This is a genomic window from Rhodopseudomonas julia, from assembly GCF_030813515.1.
Taxonomy (GTDB): Bacteria; Pseudomonadota; Alphaproteobacteria; order Rhizobiales; family Afifellaceae; genus Afifella; species Afifella julia.
In genome coordinates this window covers 321,383-335,713 of record NZ_JAUSUK010000002.1, presented here as the reverse complement: position 1 = coordinate 335,713, position 14,331 = coordinate 321,383, and the positions used below count along the sequence as shown (strand labels likewise).

Sequence of the window (14,331 nt, the reverse complement as noted above, 5' to 3'; positions counted from 1 at the left end):
CCAATGAAAGACCGCAGCAAGAAGATCGAGCGCATTCTGCAAGTGCAAAAGAAAATGCACGAAGTGGCAGAATGGGAGCTTGCCGATATTTCGCGGCAAGGCAGCGCCCTCGATCAGGAGCGCCGTGCGCTGATCGAAGCCTTGAACGACGATGACACCTTCCACGGCCTGTTCGTGGACGCCAAGGTCAAACGTCTGTCACGCCTCAGCAGCGAGGCCGATCAGCTGGCCCGTCGGCAGGCCGAGCAGACCGCTCAGGTGCTCGCTCAGGCGCGCCGCCTGAAGACCACCGAACGGCTCTCCGGCAAGCTTGAACGCGAGACCCGCAAAGCCGAAGAACGCCGCAGTTTTCAGCTCCTTTTAGAGGCGTTCGCACGTCCGACGGATGCAAGCCCCGCGTAAGGAAAAACCGCAATAAGCCTGCGAAGACTTAATCTGTCGCAGGTGACTTATGTCGATCAGCCCGCCATCCGACATCGTTCTGGACGTTGCCCGCGCCGCAAGCCCGACCCGCTATCAAGAGGCCGCGGCGCGGCTGACACGCCTTTCTCCTTCATCCGGCACTACCCCGGCCGCATACACCGCGGCCAACGACGCCTTTGAAGACGTCTTCGACCAGGTCACGAAACCTGGCGCAACGGGGCCGGGGGAAACGAAGACGGCGGAGCAGCCGATTTCGCCGGTCATCCAGATGCCCTTCGATTCCGCGCAGGCCCTGTCGCGATTGAAGACGAGCACCTCACTCGCCCATTCCAGCCTGTCGTCTTCCAAGGTGGGCAACGACCCAATGACCGGCTTCGAGGCGATGTTCTTGTCGACCTTCGTGCAGACGATGCTCCCGGCGAGCTCGGATGCGATGTTCGGCGGCGGCCAGGCCGGCGAGATGTGGCGTTCGATGCTCGCCCAGCAAATCGCCACGCAGATGGCCGCGGCCGGCGGCATCGGCATCGCCGAGACCGTGCGCACCGCCGAGACCACCCCTGCCCTACCCGAAAACGCGAATGGCCTGATCTAGAGAGGAGCCAGCCATGAATGCGATGTCACGTTCGGCCAATCCGGCCGCAAGCCGCGCCCTGACGACCTGCATCGGACGTCTTGAGGAGCTTGTCGACCAGGAGAGCGAGGCGCTCAGCCACAATCAGACGATCGATCTTCAAGAATTCAACCACCGCAAGAGCCGCGCACTTCTGGAGCTGTCGCGCATGGCACGCACGGTTCCAACCGAGAACATCAGCACCGACGCCCGGATCGGCATTATCCGCCTGCGCGAAAAGCTCGAGCGCAATCAGGCACTGCTCAAGACCCATATCAGCGCCGTGCAGACGGTGGCCGGATTGATCGCCCAGGCGATGTCGGACGCAGAGTCCGATGGCACCTATTCGGCTCCGCTTGGAGCCCGCGTCTGATGGTCAAGACCCTCGGTATCGGCATGTGGGCATGCGTCGTCGCGCTGCTTGCAAGCTTCTTTGCCGCGCAATGGAAGGCGGATGTGAAGCCTGCTCCCGATGAGGGTCCGGCCCTTGTCGGACTGGAGCACCGCAAGCTCGAACCGATGACCGTGCCCGTCATTCAGGACGGCGTTTTGCAAGGTTACATCCTCGCCCGCCTCGTATTCACCGCCGATGCCGGCGCGATGAGCAAGCTCTCTATGGATCCGGCCCCTTTCGTCACTGACGAAGCATTTCGCGAGTTCTACAACAACGGCAAAGTCGAATTCGGTCGCCTGGCAAAATACAATCTCGATCGTTTGATCAACAACATCAAAGAAAACACCAACAAACGACTAGGGCCCGGATTCATACAAGATATCCTTGTGGAAGAAATAAACTACGTCGATCGACGGAGCATGGGTCAATCCTAAAACCTCATAGAATTAACACTGGAGGTTAAAGAGGACGCGAAATGAAAATCAGCGGAAAGATCTACACGATCGTGGCGGTACTCGGCCTTGCCACCGTCCTCGTGGCCGCCATGGCGACTTTCGCGCTGAAACAAAGCGCGGAGCGGACGGTCGACCTGGAACGGCTCGCCGAAGCCGCGATCAATGGCCAGAAGATGAACCGGCTGATCACCGCAGTCGTCATGGATTCGCGTGGAATTTACTCCGCCGACGACGACGCGGCCGTCGAAGCCTTCGGCCAAGCAATCAACCAAAGTCTCGCCGAACTCGACGTCCTCCTCGCGGAAACACGCCCGCTGCTCCTCGACCCGCAGAGCCTCGAGCAGCTCGACAGTCTCAAGGAAGAGTTCGAGGTTTTCAAAGACTTCCGCGTAAGCCTCGTGCAGCTCGCAACCCGCATCTCGCCGATGACGGCCAAAACCGTCGGAAACAACGAGGTAAATACGGCCAACCGGCTTGCCCTGCAGGCCGACATTGACGGCTTCATCGATGCGCGACGAGCGCAGGTGGAAGAAATCAAACACGAAATAGCAACCGCCGATAGCCGGATGATGACCACCATCATCGCCGCGGCGGCCGCCGGACTTCTCATCGGTGTCGCGATCGCAATCTTCATCGGTACCCGCAAGATTAGCCGCCCGCTCATCCGCGTAACGAATGCTCTGAAGCGTATGGCGGCTGGCGAACTCGACGTCGAGATTGAGACCGGGCGCTCCAACGACGAGATCGGCGAGATCTGGGCGACGACCGAACGCTTCCTCGCCGAGCTTCGCGAAACCGAACGCCTTCGCGGCGAACAGGCAGAGCTTGCCGCAAGGGCGGAAGAAGACAAGCGCAAGGCCATGCACGCTCTGGCGGACGAGTTCGAGCTGGAGGTCTCAGGCGTAGTGAGATCCGTCGTTTCCGCCGTCACCCAGCTCAAGCAATCGGCTTCGACGATGAGCTCATCGGCCGAGAAGACGAACCACCAGGCGACCGTTGTCGCCTCTGCGGCCGAGGAGGCGACGCACAACGTCCAGACGGTCGCCTCCGCGGCCGAAGAGCTGGCGGCCTCCATCCGCGAGATCGGCCAGCAAGTCGAATTGTCCGCAAGCATCGCCGGGCAGGCGAACGGCCAGGCAGTCAACACCACGGAGATCGTCCGCGGTCTCGCCTCCAGCGCCCAGCGCATCGGGCAGGTCGTCAACCTCATCACCGACATTGCGGCACAGACGAACTTGCTCGCCTTGAATGCCACTATCGAAGCAGCGCGAGCTGGCGAAGCGGGCAAGGGATTTGCCGTCGTCGCCATGGAAGTGAAGACGCTCGCCGAGCAGACTTCCAAAGCAACGGGCGAGATCTCGCAGCAGATCACGGCCGTGCAGGAAGCCACCAACGAGGTTGTCGAGGCGATCGGGTCGATCAGCACGACCATCCAGCAAATCGACGAGATCGCATCGACGATCGCTTCCTCAGTGGAAGAACAAGGTTCCGCAACAGGCGAAATCGCTCAGAACGTCCAGCAAGCTGCTCAAGGGACTCAGGAAGTTTCCTCCAACATCATGGCCGTCACGGCGGCCTCAGACGATACCGGACGTGTTTCAAGCGAGATCGTGCGCGCCGCGAACGACCTCGACAGCCGTGCCGCAGGCCTACGCCAGCAAGTCGATATCTTCATCGAACGGGTGCGAGCAGCCTGATCGCAAGCCGCCCTCAAAGGGCCCCCTCCCCCCCAACTGACGTCGGCCTCAGGGCCGGAAACGGAATGAGACCCATGAGAATTACCGGCAAGATCAACGCCATCGTGGCCATACTCGGCATCGTAACCATAGGTGTCGGCGCCATCGCCATTTATGCGATCAATGCAATGCACAGCACCGCCGAGGAGTTCGACAGAACATCCTCACGGGCACTCCTGATGCAGCAGATCGGCACCCAGGTCATCCAGGCGAGCAAGTCATCGAGCGGGGTCTACCTCGCCGAAGGCTCGGCCGATGCCGCCAAATACGGCAAGGAGGTCATGGCCGCGCTCGATGAAATCGACGCCGCCTTTGGCCAGCTGGAGAACCTTACGCCTGTCGAAGACATGCCCGTGGTCGAGGAGCTCGGTAAGAACCTCGCCAATTACCGCGCGGAACGGACGGAGTTGGTGCGTCGCGGTGTCGAAATCAGTCCGGATGCGGCGCGCGCCTACGGCACCAGCGATGAAGTTCGCGGCGGGCGCAAAGGCTTGCAAGCGAGCCTGGCAGCGGGTGTCGAGAATGTCGCTGCACGCCTCGATCCGCTCCGTGCCCACATGCTGTCTCTCAACGAGAGCATGCTGATCCTGATCTGCTCCGTCATCGCGGTTGGCCTGTTCATCGGCGTCGGCATCGCCATGTGGATTGGCACCCGTCAGATCAGCCGTCCCCTCGTCCGCCTCACCGGCACACTGAAGCGTATGGGCAACGGCGATCTCAACGTCTCTATCGAGCAGAAGCGCTCCGGTGACGAGATCGGCGAAATCTGGGAAGCGACGGAGCATTTTGTCGTCGCGCTCAAGGAGACGGAGACGCTGCGCGAGCAGCAGCAGCAAGCCGAAGAGCGTGCCGAGGCGGACAAGCGCCGGATGATGAATGCGCTCGCCGACGATTTCGAGCACGAAGTCTCAAGCGTCGTCCGCTCGGTCGTCTCCGCGGCAATGCAACTGAAACAATCGGCTTCGACGATGGGCGCATCTGCTGATGAGACGAACCATCAGTCGACGGTGGTCGCAGCCGCGGCCGAACAGGCGACCGTGAATGTGCAGACGGTTGCCTCGGCCGCTGAAGAACTTGCCGCCTCGGTCCGCGAGATTGGTCAGCAGGTAGCGATGTCGGCCACGATCGCCGGTCAGGCAAACGGCCAGGCCTCCAACACCGGCGAAGTGGTTCGCGGTCTTGCCGCCAGTGCCCAGCGCATCGGCCAGGTCGTCAACCTCATCACCGACATTGCGGCGCAGACAAATCTCCTGGCTTTGAACGCGACGATCGAGGCAGCCCGCGCCGGTGAAGCCGGCAGGGGCTTCGCGGTCGTAGCCATGGAAGTGAAGACGCTCGCCGAGCAGACTTCCAAGGCCACGGGCGAGATCTCGCAGCAGATCACGGCCGTACAGGAAGCCACCAACGAGGTCGTCAAGGCCATCGAATCCATCACCGGGACGATCAAGCAGATCGACGAGATCTCTTCGACGATCGCCTCCTCGGTGGAAGAGCAGGGCTCGGCCACCGGCGAGATCGCCCAGAACGTTCAGCAGGCTGCCGAAGGCACCCAGGAAGTGTCGACGAGCATCGTCTCGGTATCACGGGCGGCCAACGAGACCGGACGCGTCTCGAGTGAGATCGTGCAGGCTGCCGGTGACCTTGACAGCCAGGCCGAGAACTTACGCAGCCAGGTCGATGCCTTCATCGGCCGCGTACGGGCTGCCTAATAACAGAGCATTGCAATGCTCGCCTTTTTGACTTGCGTCGGCCCGTAGGGGCCGGCGCGACCCTTGCAGGAGTTCGGAAAATGAAAATAAGTCATAAAATATATATGATGCTGGGCGTCCTAGGCGTTGCAAGCATCTTCGTCGGGGGAATGGGTCTTTATGCTTTGAAGCGTAGCGAAAATTTGGCCGAACGCTACGCGCGCAATGCGGAAATGACGATCCGCATGGAACGGGTTAACGGGCTTATCTCCAAAGTCGTGATGGATTCACGCGGCATCTATGTGAGTAAGACACCGGAAAAGACAAAAGCATTCGCCGCGGGCCTCATGCAGAGCCTCGACGAACTCGACGCCGCTGCCGCCGAAGCGCGGAGTTACGTCAGGACCCCGGAGAGAGCCAAAGCATTCGACGAGGTTCTCGCCGGAATCGCCGAATTCCGCGACTACCGCACAGAAACCGCCCGTCTCGGCCTCGAAGTCTCGCCGGATGCAGCCAATGCACAAGGCAACAACGAAGAAAACCGCGCGAACCGCAAGGCTCTGCAAACCGACGTCGACGAGGTGAGAGCCGATCTTCAACACGAGCTCAAGCCGATCCTCGCTGAGATGGCCACCCTCGGTGAGCGCATGACGCTTCTGATCGTGGCCACCATGCTGATCGGGCTCGCAGCAGGCGCTGCGATCGCCGTGTGGATCGGCACCCGCCAGATCAGCCGTCCGCTCACCCGCGTCAGCAGCACGCTGAAGCGCATGGCAGCTGGCGATCTCGACGTCACAATCGAGCAGAACCGCTCCTCCGACGAGATCGGCGAGCTGTGGGGCACAACGGAGCACTTCCTTCAGGAATTGCGTGAGAACGAACGTCTGCGCGCTGAACAGCAACAGGCGGAAGCGCACGCGGAAGAGAAGAAGCGCCAGATGATGAACGCGCTCGCTGACGACTTCGAACGGGAAGTCTCAGGCGTCGTTCGCTCGGTCGTGTCAGCCGCCGCACAGCTTAAGCAATCTGCCTCCACGATGGGGGCATCGGCCCAAGAGACGAACCAGCAATCGACGGTCGTCGCGGCCGCTGCCGAACAGGCGACGACCAACGTCCAGACGGTTGCCTCGGCCGCTGAAGAACTTGCCGCCTCGGTCCGCGAGATCGGTCAGCAGGTGTCGATGGCCGCCAGCGTCGCCGACCAGGCAAACGGTCAGGCCTCCAACACCGGCGAAGTCGTTCGCGGTCTTGCCGCCAGTGCCCAGCGCATCGGCCAGGTCGTCAACCTCATCACCGATATCGCCTCGCAGACCAATCTGTTGGCCCTGAACGCCACCATCGAGGCAGCCCGCGCCGGCGAGGCTGGTAAGGGCTTTGCGGTCGTCGCCATGGAAGTGAAGACGCTCGCAGAACAGACCTCCAAGGCCACCGGCGAGATCTCGCAGCAGATCACGGCCGTGCAGGAAGCCACCAGCGAGGTCGTCAAGGCGATCGAATCGATCACCGGCACGATCAAGCAGATCGACGAAATTTCCTCGACGATCGCCTCCTCGGTGGAAGAGCAGGGCTCGGCCACCGGCGAGATCGCCCAGAACGTCCAGCAGGCCGCGCAGGGCACGCAGGAGGTGTCCACGAGCATCGTCTCGGTGTCACGGGCAGCCAACGAGACCGGACGGGTTTCCGGAGAGATCGTTCAAGCGGCAGGCGATCTCGACAGCCAGGCGGAGAATCTCCGTGCCCAAGTCGATGCTTTCATCGGCCGCGTGCGCGCTGCCTGACAGCATCACTTCAACACATCTCGAGCCTGGGCCAGCACGGCCCGGGCAGCAGCTCCGGCAGGCTCGTCGCAAGGCGAGCCTGTTCGCATTTTGGAGCCGCCTTCACGCCCAGTTCGGCATCAAGACCACAGTCGAATTTTACATTCAAAACGAGAGATAAATCCCAGCTACACGCAAGGATCGAGTGGTTTCGTGCCGCCACGCGAAACCGCAAGAGGTCCATTATGCGCCCCAAAATGAAGGCATCTCTGCCTGCGCTCATCGCCCTTCTGATGATTGTCATCGTAGCAGAAGGTGTCCTCGCCCTTTGGAATATCGGGGCGATCTATCGCGACGTGAAAAGCGAAGCGACGCATTGGCTGCCGAGTGTCGATGCCATCAATCACATCAACACCAACGTCTCCAATCTGCGGCTTGGTGAGTGGAATTACCTGACGGCGGAAACAGAGCAACAGCGCGAACTCGCAGAGACGAAGATCGCCACGACGCTTTCCCGCATCGCAGACAACAGCGAGAAGTACCGCTCCCTCATCACCAACGATGAAGAGCGTGCCGCTTATGATAGGTTTCAGGCGGATCTCGCGGAATACCTCGCCTCCCACGAGCGGGTGATCAATCTCTCCACATCCGGTCGGACCGACGCTGCCATGGCCCTTTTCACCGGCCGCATGGCAGAGCAGTTCTCGGCCATCTCGGATGACCTCGAAGCGGATGTGGTCCGCGTCAATGCCGGGGCGGACCAGAACTTCCGCGACGCAACGGACGCCTACTCCTTCACGCGCCTGGAAATGATTGCGGGCATTCTCTTCGGAATCCTCATCGCTCTCGCAGGCTTCTGGGTTTCCTTCCGCGCCAACAAAGAACGGCGCAGGCTGATGCACGAGCTCGCAGACCGCTTCGACGATGAGGTTTCAAGCGTCGTGAAATCCGTGGCGTCGGCGGTGACCCAGTTGAACCAATCGGCGTCCACCATGAGTTCGTCGGCCGAGGAAACCAGCCGCCAGTCGACGGCAGTCGCATCCGCGGCCGAGCAGGCAACATCGAATGTCCAGACGGTCGCCTCTGCAGCGGAGGAGCTTGCGACCTCGGTTCGGGAGATCGGCCAGCAGGTTGCGATTGCCAACACGATCGCCGGCCAGGCGAGCACGCAGGCCGTCAACACCGGCGAGATCGTGCGCAGTCTGGCCTCAAGCGCGCAGCGCATCGGTCAGGTCGTCAACCTCATCACCGACATCGCCTCACAGACGAACCTTCTGGCCCTGAACGCCACCATCGAAGCCGCTCGCGCTGGCGAGGCCGGCAAAGGATTTGCGGTCGTCGCCATGGAAGTGAAGACGCTCGCCGAGCAGACCTCGAAGGCCACGGGCGACATCTCGCAGCAGATCGCAGCCGTCCAGGAATCGACGACAGAGGTCGTGAAGGCGATCGAGGCGATCACCGGGACGATCAAGCAGATCGACCAGATCTCCACGACCATCGCCTCCTCCGTCGAGGAGCAGGGCGCGGCAACCGGCGAGATCGCCCAGAACGTCCAGCAGGCGGCTCAAGGCACGCAGGAAGTCTCCCACAATATCGGCTCGGTTTCGCAGGCCGCCAACGACACCGGTCGGGCGTCGCAGGAGATCGTCCAGGCCGCCGGAGATCTCGACGGCCAGGCTTCCATGCTCCGCCAGCAGGTCGACACCTTCATCCAGAGCGTGCGGGCAGCATGAACACCCGGGCGCCCGCAGGGGCGCCCCAACGCACCAACAGGCAAGCAATCAGCGGCCAGCCACGAGCAAGCTTTGAAAGCTAGATGCAGGGCAAGCCGGCAACGGAGAACGTGATGAAGCTGAATTTGAAATCAACGCTGACGGCAATTTTCGGCGTCCTGGTCGTCCTTATGGTCGCCCTCGGATGGACGTCCGTCAGCAAACTCGCCCAGATTCAGGCGAACGTCGAGAACGAGGCAACCAACTGGGTCCCGAGCATCGACACGATCAATAAGATCAACACCGCCACCTCTGACCTGCGCATCGCACAGATTGCCAATCTCCTGGCCACCGACCCGCAGGACCAGCAGACTCTGAAAGCTGCAATCGCGGAAAATATCGGAGAAATCGCCACGCTTCGCGCGAAGTACGAGCCGCTGATTTCCTCCGATGAAGAGCGCAAGCTCTATCAGGATTTCTCCGCCAAGTTCACCGAGTATCTCAGCCTCGAGCCGCAGGTCGCCCGCCTCATCACAGCCGGACAGACCACGGAAGCCAACGACCTGCTTCGCGGTCAGATGAAGCGGATCTTCGATTCCTTCTCCAACGACCTGATGAGCGCCGTCCAGATCAACAACGACGGCGCTGCAAGCGACTACGCAAAATCGGTGTCGGCCTACAATTCTGCGCGCCTGCAGATGTTCATAGCCATCGCCTTCGGCGTCATCATCGCCGGCGCTGCAATGGTCTACGTCTCCACCGGCGTGATCCGCCCGATCGGCCGCATCACCAGCGTCATGACCGATTTGAGCGCTGGCAAGCTCGACACCGAGATCCCGTATGCAGAGAAGCAGAACGAGATTGGCGAAATGTCGAAGGCGATCGCTGTCTTCCGCGATGGTCTCGCCGAGGCTGAACGCCTGCGCGGCGAACAGGAAGAGAATGCGGCTCGTGCCGAAGAAGACAAGCGCAAGGCCATGCACGCCATGGCGGACGACTTCGAACGGGAAGTCTCAAGCGTTGTTCGCTCGGTTGTCTCCGCCGTCACGCAATTGAAGCAGTCGGCTTCCACGATGAGTTCGTCCGCTGAAGAAACCAATCGTCAGTCGACAGTCGTCGCGGCCGCTGCCGAACAGGCGACGACCAACGTCCAGACGGTTGCCTCGGCCGCTGAAGAACTTGCCGCCTCGGTCCGCGAGATCGGTCAGCAGGTGTCGATGGCCGCCAATGTCGCCGGACAGGCGAACGGTCAGGCCTCCAACACCGGCGAAGTGGTTCGCGGTCTTGCCGCCAGTGCCCAGCGCATCGGCCAGGTCGTCAACCTCATCACCGATATCGCCTCGCAGACCAATCTGTTGGCCCTGAACGCCACCATCGAGGCAGCCCGCGCCGGCGAGGCCGGTAAGGGCTTTGCGGTCGTCGCCATGGAAGTGAAAACGCTCGCAGAACAGACCTCCAAGGCCACCGGCGAGATCTCGCAGCAGATCACGGCCGTGCAGGAAGCCACCAGCGAGGTCGTCAAGGCGATCGAATCGATCACCGGCACGATCAAGCAGATCGACGAAATTTCCTCGACGATCGCCTCCTCGGTGGAAGAGCAGGGCTCGGCCACCGGCGAGATCGCCCAGAACGTCCAGCAGGCCGCGCAGGGCACGCAGGAGGTGTCCTCCAACATCGTCGCCGTCACGACTGCAGCCAATGACACCGGACGCGTCTCGAGCGAGATCGTCCATGCCGCCAACGACCTCGACAACCAGGCTGCGAACCTGCGTCAGCAGGTCGACACCTTCATCGACAGGGTGCGGGCCGCTTAGGCCCCTCCCACCCGAAAGCCAATCGGAGCCCCCGCAATGGATGAACTGCTTCGCGAGTTCCTGACTGAGACGAACGAGAGCCTGGACGTCGCCGACGTCGAGCTCGTGAAGTTCGAGCAGGAACCAAACAACGCCGCCATTCTCAACAACATCTTCCGTCTCGTGCACACGATCAAGGGCACCTGCGGCTTTATCGGCCTGCCTCGCCTGGCGAAGCTTGCTCATGCGGCTGAGACGTTGATGGACAAGTTCCGCGAGGGCGTGCCCGTCACGCCGGCAGCGGTGAGCCTGGTGCTCAAGACCATCGACAGGATCAAGGAGATCCTGGCGAAGCTCGAAGAGAATGGTGGGCAGGAGCCCGAAGGAAGCGACGCAGACCTCATCGAGCTTCTGGAAAAGATGGCGGCAGGCGAAGCAGTTTCAGAGGAGGTCGTCGAAGAGGCCGAGGTGACCGTCGGCACCATCGTCGACCAGGTCCTGGAACGTCCGCTGATGCCGGGCGAGATCCCACTCGACGAATTGGAGCGGATCTTCCGCGAGACGGAAGTGGAAAACCCCGCAGCCAAGGGGAAGACAAAGGCGAAAAAGGCCCCGGCCAAAGCCAAAGAAAAGGCATCTTCGAGCGAGGAGAAGCCTTCTCCCGCGCCCGCGCCGGTGAAGAAGGAAGAGCCTGCGGCAAAGGCACCGGTCGCCAAGGCGGCCGAGGCTGCGGTGAAAAAACCTGCCGAAGAGCAGCCGAGCGCCAACAACAATAACAGCTCGAGCGTCTCTTCCCAGTCGATCCGGGTCAATCTCGATGCTCTTGAGCATCTGATGACGATGGTCTCGGAGCTGGTTCTGACCCGCAACCAGCTCATGGAGATCGCGCGTCGCCAGGAAGATTCCGACTTCAAGGTGTCGCTGCAGCGCCTGTCGACGGTGACAGCAGAGCTTCAGGAAGGCGTCATGCGCACGCGCATGCAGCCGATCGGCCATGCGTGGCAGAAGCTGCCCCGCATCGTGCGCGACCTCGCGCAGGATCTGGGCAAGCAGATCGAGCTGGAGATGGTTGGCGCGGAGACCGAGCTTGACCGCCAGGTCCTCGACCTGATCAAGGATCCGCTCACACATATGGTGCGCAACTCGGCCGATCACGGTCTGGAGACGACGGAAGAGCGACGCCTCGTTGGCAAGCCCGAGAAGGGCCTGGTGCGGCTTTCCGCCTTCCATGAGGGCGGCCACATCATCATCGAGATCTCGGATGATGGTCGCGGCCTCAACACGGACCGCATCCGCGAAAAAGCGCTGGAAAACCGGCTGGCGACGGAAGCCGAACTGGCCAAGATGTCGGATGCCCAGATCCATCGCTTCATCTTCCACGCCGGCTTCTCGACGGCAGAGAAGGTGACGAGCGTGTCGGGCCGTGGCGTCGGCATGGATGTCGTGCGCTCCAACATCGAAATCATCGGTGGCAATGTCGACGTGCGCTCCACCCAGGGCAAGGGTTCGACCTTCGTCATCAAGATCCCGCTCACCCTGGCGATCGTGCCGGCCCTGATCGTGGAAGTTGCCGGTGAGCGCTTTGCGGTGCCGCAGCTGGCCGTGGTCGAGCTCGTCCGCATCCAGCCGGATTCAGAGCACAAGATCGAACGTCTGAAGGACGCTCCTGTCCTTCGCCTGCGTGACAAGCTCCTGCCGATCGTCCATCTCGGTGCGCTTCTTGGAAGCGTCAAGGACGAGGTCGCAGACCAGGAGAGCGGCTTCATTGCCGTCATGCAGGTCGGCAATCAGATCTTCGGCGTCATCGTCGACGCGGTCTTCCACACGGAGGAAATCGTGGTGAAGCCGATGTCGTCCATGCTGCGCCACATCGGCATGTTCTCCGGCTCGACAATCCTTGGCGATGGACGCGTGATCATGATCGTCGATCCGAACGGTGTCGCCCAGCAGGCGGCGAGCAGCATCGATCAGACGATCGCCGCCGCCACCGCCGACGCCGAAGAGCAGGAGGAATCGAACGACGCCGTTTCCATGCTCGTCTTCCGAGCGGGTGGCCGCGAGCCGAAAGCGGTGCCGCTTTCACTCGTCACGCGCCTTGAGGAATTCGAGACGGAAAAGGTCGAATGGGCCGGCGGTCAGCCGATCCTCAACTACCGCGGTGCGCTCATCCCGCTCGTCTACGTCAACCACGAGGTGGAACAGCGCACGACGGGAACCCAGCCGATGCTCGTCTTCTCCGACAACGGCAATACGATGGGCCTCGTGGTCGACGAAATCGTCGACATCGTCCAGGAGCCGCTCAACATCGAGCTTCCCTCCGAAACGCCGGGGCTTCTCGGCAGCGCTGTGCTCGGCGGCAAGGCGACGGATATCGTCGACATTTCGCACTTCCTCGAGATCGCCTTCCGGGACGCTCCCGAACAGGCCGAACGCAAAGGCAAGAAGCTTCTCTTCGTCGGCGGCAACGTCTTCTACCGCAACATGGTCGAGCCGATCCTGCGCAGTGCCGGATATCGGGTGTCTCTAGCCTCGAACGCGGAAGATGCACTTGCTCAGATTACGGAAGGGCACCGCTTCGACCTCGTGGTCACCGACCTCGACACTCCGGCGATGGACCCGGCCGCCTTCGCGGCCGCCGTTCGCAGCCAGACGGACATGCAGCATGTCCCCTTGATGGCGCTCGGCAGCGCGAAGTCTCGGGTCCGCCCGGGTGAGGAAAACCTCATTGGCTTCGATCGCATCGCCACCAAGGTCGATCGCAGCGAACTCATCGCGGCGATCAAGCAATGCGCCCCGATCTATGGAGAAGCAGCATGAGCCAGCATAACGTTCACGACGTGCGGACGTCGGCCGCAAATCAGTACGTCACCGTCCGCATCGGTGGCCAGCGCTTCGGCCTGCCGATCGCAGCGGTCCACGAGGTGTTCGTCCCCGAACAGGTGACACGTGTTCCCCTCGCGCCCAAGGAAGTGGAAGGCGTCCTCAATCTGCGTGGACGCATCGTCACCACCATCGACCTTCGTCAGCTGCTCGGCTTCCCGCCAAGCGATGCGAAGGAAAAGATGGCCGTCGGCATCGAGTACAAGAGCGAATCCTTCGGCCTCATCATCGATGAGGTCGGCGAGGTCATGCACCTGGAGGAGACACTCGAGCCCTGCCCTCCGAACCTCGATCCGCGCTGGGCCGAGATCGTCAAGGGTGTCTATCACGTCTCGGGCGAACTCATGCTGATCCTGGACGTCGAAGCAGCCCTTGCCCGCGTAACTGTCGCTCTTGCTGCCTGACACAAGCAGCTTTCCAAGGAGCCCGCGATGAAAACCTGTCTTGTGGTGGATGATTCCTCCGTTGTTCGAAAGGTGGCCCGGCGCATGCTGGAGGAGATGAGCTTCCAAGTGCGCGAGGCCGACAATGGCGAGACCGCGATGGAGCGGTGCCAGGAAGCGATGCCAGACGCAATCCTTCTGGATTGGAACATGCCGGTCACCGACGGTCCGCACTTCCTCCGGGCTCTGCGCAAGCGGCCGGACGGAGAAGCACCGCGCGTGATCTTCTGCACGACAGAGAATGATCTCGATCACATCGCGCGCGCCATCGAGGATGGTGCCGACGAGTACATCATGAAGCCCTACGACGCCGAAATCCTGCGCGAAAAGCTGGAGTCCGTCGGCATTCTGGCGAGGGCGACATGAACGCGATCGCCGCACCTCCACCCGGCGCCCGTCCCGCGGCGGTCCGCCCGAAGAGCGACGAACCCATCCGCGTT

At 61.7% G+C, this 14,331-nt stretch carries 12 protein-coding genes; all 12 read left to right on the top strand.

Annotated elements, in window-relative coordinates:
- Positions 1-3 precede the first annotated feature (3 nt).
- A complete protein-coding gene (locus tag J2R99_RS10705) occupies positions 4-402 on the top strand; it encodes a hypothetical protein (RefSeq protein WP_307154472.1) in 399 nt (132 codons plus the stop codon).
- A 49-nt stretch (positions 403-451) separates the two neighbouring features.
- A complete protein-coding gene (locus J2R99_RS10700) occupies positions 452-1,015 on the top strand; it encodes a rod-binding protein (RefSeq protein WP_307154471.1) in 564 nt (187 codons plus the stop codon).
- A gap of 13 nt (positions 1,016-1,028) precedes the next feature.
- Positions 1,029-1,406, top strand: coding sequence for a flagellar protein FlgN (locus J2R99_RS10695; RefSeq protein ID WP_307154470.1), 378 nt, complete (start codon positions 1,029-1,031; stop codon positions 1,404-1,406).
- Positions 1,406-1,861 carry a hypothetical protein gene (locus tag J2R99_RS10690; RefSeq protein ID WP_307154469.1) on the top strand — a complete coding sequence of 152 codons (456 nt, stop codon included), beginning with the start codon at positions 1,406-1,408 and terminating at the stop codon, positions 1,859-1,861. The genes J2R99_RS10695 and J2R99_RS10690 overlap by 1 nt, the downstream gene beginning before the upstream one ends.
- A gap of 41 nt (positions 1,862-1,902) precedes the next feature.
- Positions 1,903-3,579, top strand: coding sequence for a methyl-accepting chemotaxis protein (locus J2R99_RS10685; protein WP_307154468.1), 1,677 nt, complete (start codon positions 1,903-1,905; stop codon positions 3,577-3,579).
- Between the two features lie 65 nt (positions 3,580-3,644).
- A complete protein-coding gene (locus J2R99_RS10680) occupies positions 3,645-5,327 on the top strand; it encodes a methyl-accepting chemotaxis protein (protein WP_307154467.1) in 1,683 nt (560 codons plus the stop codon).
- An 80-nt stretch (positions 5,328-5,407) separates the two neighbouring features.
- On the top strand, positions 5,408-7,084 hold the full coding sequence (locus tag J2R99_RS10675; RefSeq protein WP_307154466.1) for a methyl-accepting chemotaxis protein: 1,677 nt from the start codon (positions 5,408-5,410) through the stop codon (positions 7,082-7,084).
- A 224-nt stretch (positions 7,085-7,308) separates the two neighbouring features.
- The gene (locus J2R99_RS10670) at positions 7,309-8,796 is read left to right on the top strand and encodes a HAMP domain-containing methyl-accepting chemotaxis protein (protein WP_307154465.1); all 1,488 of its coding nucleotides are present in this window, start codon (positions 7,309-7,311) and stop codon (positions 8,794-8,796) included.
- Between the two features lie 113 nt (positions 8,797-8,909).
- Positions 8,910-10,589 carry a methyl-accepting chemotaxis protein gene (locus J2R99_RS10665; protein WP_307154464.1) on the top strand — a complete coding sequence of 560 codons (1,680 nt, stop codon included), beginning with the start codon at positions 8,910-8,912 and terminating at the stop codon, positions 10,587-10,589.
- A gap of 36 nt (positions 10,590-10,625) precedes the next feature.
- Positions 10,626-13,385 carry a hybrid sensor histidine kinase/response regulator gene (locus tag J2R99_RS10660; RefSeq protein WP_307154463.1) on the top strand — a complete coding sequence of 920 codons (2,760 nt, stop codon included), beginning with the start codon at positions 10,626-10,628 and terminating at the stop codon, positions 13,383-13,385.
- A complete protein-coding gene (locus J2R99_RS10655; RefSeq protein ID WP_234628815.1) occupies positions 13,382-13,852 on the top strand; it encodes a chemotaxis protein CheW in 471 nt (156 codons plus the stop codon). Before J2R99_RS10660 ends, J2R99_RS10655 begins: the two co-directional genes overlap by 4 nt.
- A 27-nt stretch (positions 13,853-13,879) precedes the next feature.
- Positions 13,880-14,257, top strand: coding sequence for a response regulator (locus J2R99_RS10650; RefSeq protein ID WP_092810289.1), 378 nt, complete (start codon positions 13,880-13,882; stop codon positions 14,255-14,257).
- The last annotated feature ends 74 nt before the right edge of the window (positions 14,258-14,331 follow it).

Excerpts from the sequence above, each read along its gene's own strand:
- J2R99_RS10705 (WP_307154472.1), top strand. The coding sequence starts at position 4 with ATGAAAGACCGCAGCAAGAAGATCGAGCGCATTCTGCAAGTGCAAAAG.
- J2R99_RS10700 (WP_307154471.1), top strand. The coding sequence starts at position 452 with ATGTCGATCAGCCCGCCATCCGACATCGTTCTGGACGTTGCCCGCGCC.
- J2R99_RS10695 (WP_307154470.1), top strand. The coding sequence starts at position 1,029 with ATGAATGCGATGTCACGTTCGGCCAATCCGGCCGCAAGCCGCGCCCTG.
- J2R99_RS10690 (WP_307154469.1), top strand. The coding sequence starts at position 1,406 with ATGGTCAAGACCCTCGGTATCGGCATGTGGGCATGCGTCGTCGCGCTG.
- J2R99_RS10685 (WP_307154468.1), top strand. The coding sequence starts at position 1,903 with ATGAAAATCAGCGGAAAGATCTACACGATCGTGGCGGTACTCGGCCTT.
- J2R99_RS10680 (WP_307154467.1), top strand. The coding sequence starts at position 3,645 with ATGAGACCCATGAGAATTACCGGCAAGATCAACGCCATCGTGGCCATA.
- J2R99_RS10675 (WP_307154466.1), top strand. The coding sequence starts at position 5,408 with ATGAAAATAAGTCATAAAATATATATGATGCTGGGCGTCCTAGGCGTT.
- J2R99_RS10670 (WP_307154465.1), top strand. The coding sequence starts at position 7,309 with ATGCGCCCCAAAATGAAGGCATCTCTGCCTGCGCTCATCGCCCTTCTG.
- J2R99_RS10665 (WP_307154464.1), top strand. The coding sequence starts at position 8,910 with ATGAAGCTGAATTTGAAATCAACGCTGACGGCAATTTTCGGCGTCCTG.
- J2R99_RS10660 (WP_307154463.1), top strand. The coding sequence starts at position 10,626 with ATGGATGAACTGCTTCGCGAGTTCCTGACTGAGACGAACGAGAGCCTG.
- J2R99_RS10655 (WP_234628815.1), top strand. The coding sequence starts at position 13,382 with ATGAGCCAGCATAACGTTCACGACGTGCGGACGTCGGCCGCAAATCAG.
- J2R99_RS10650 (WP_092810289.1), top strand. The coding sequence starts at position 13,880 with ATGAAAACCTGTCTTGTGGTGGATGATTCCTCCGTTGTTCGAAAGGTG.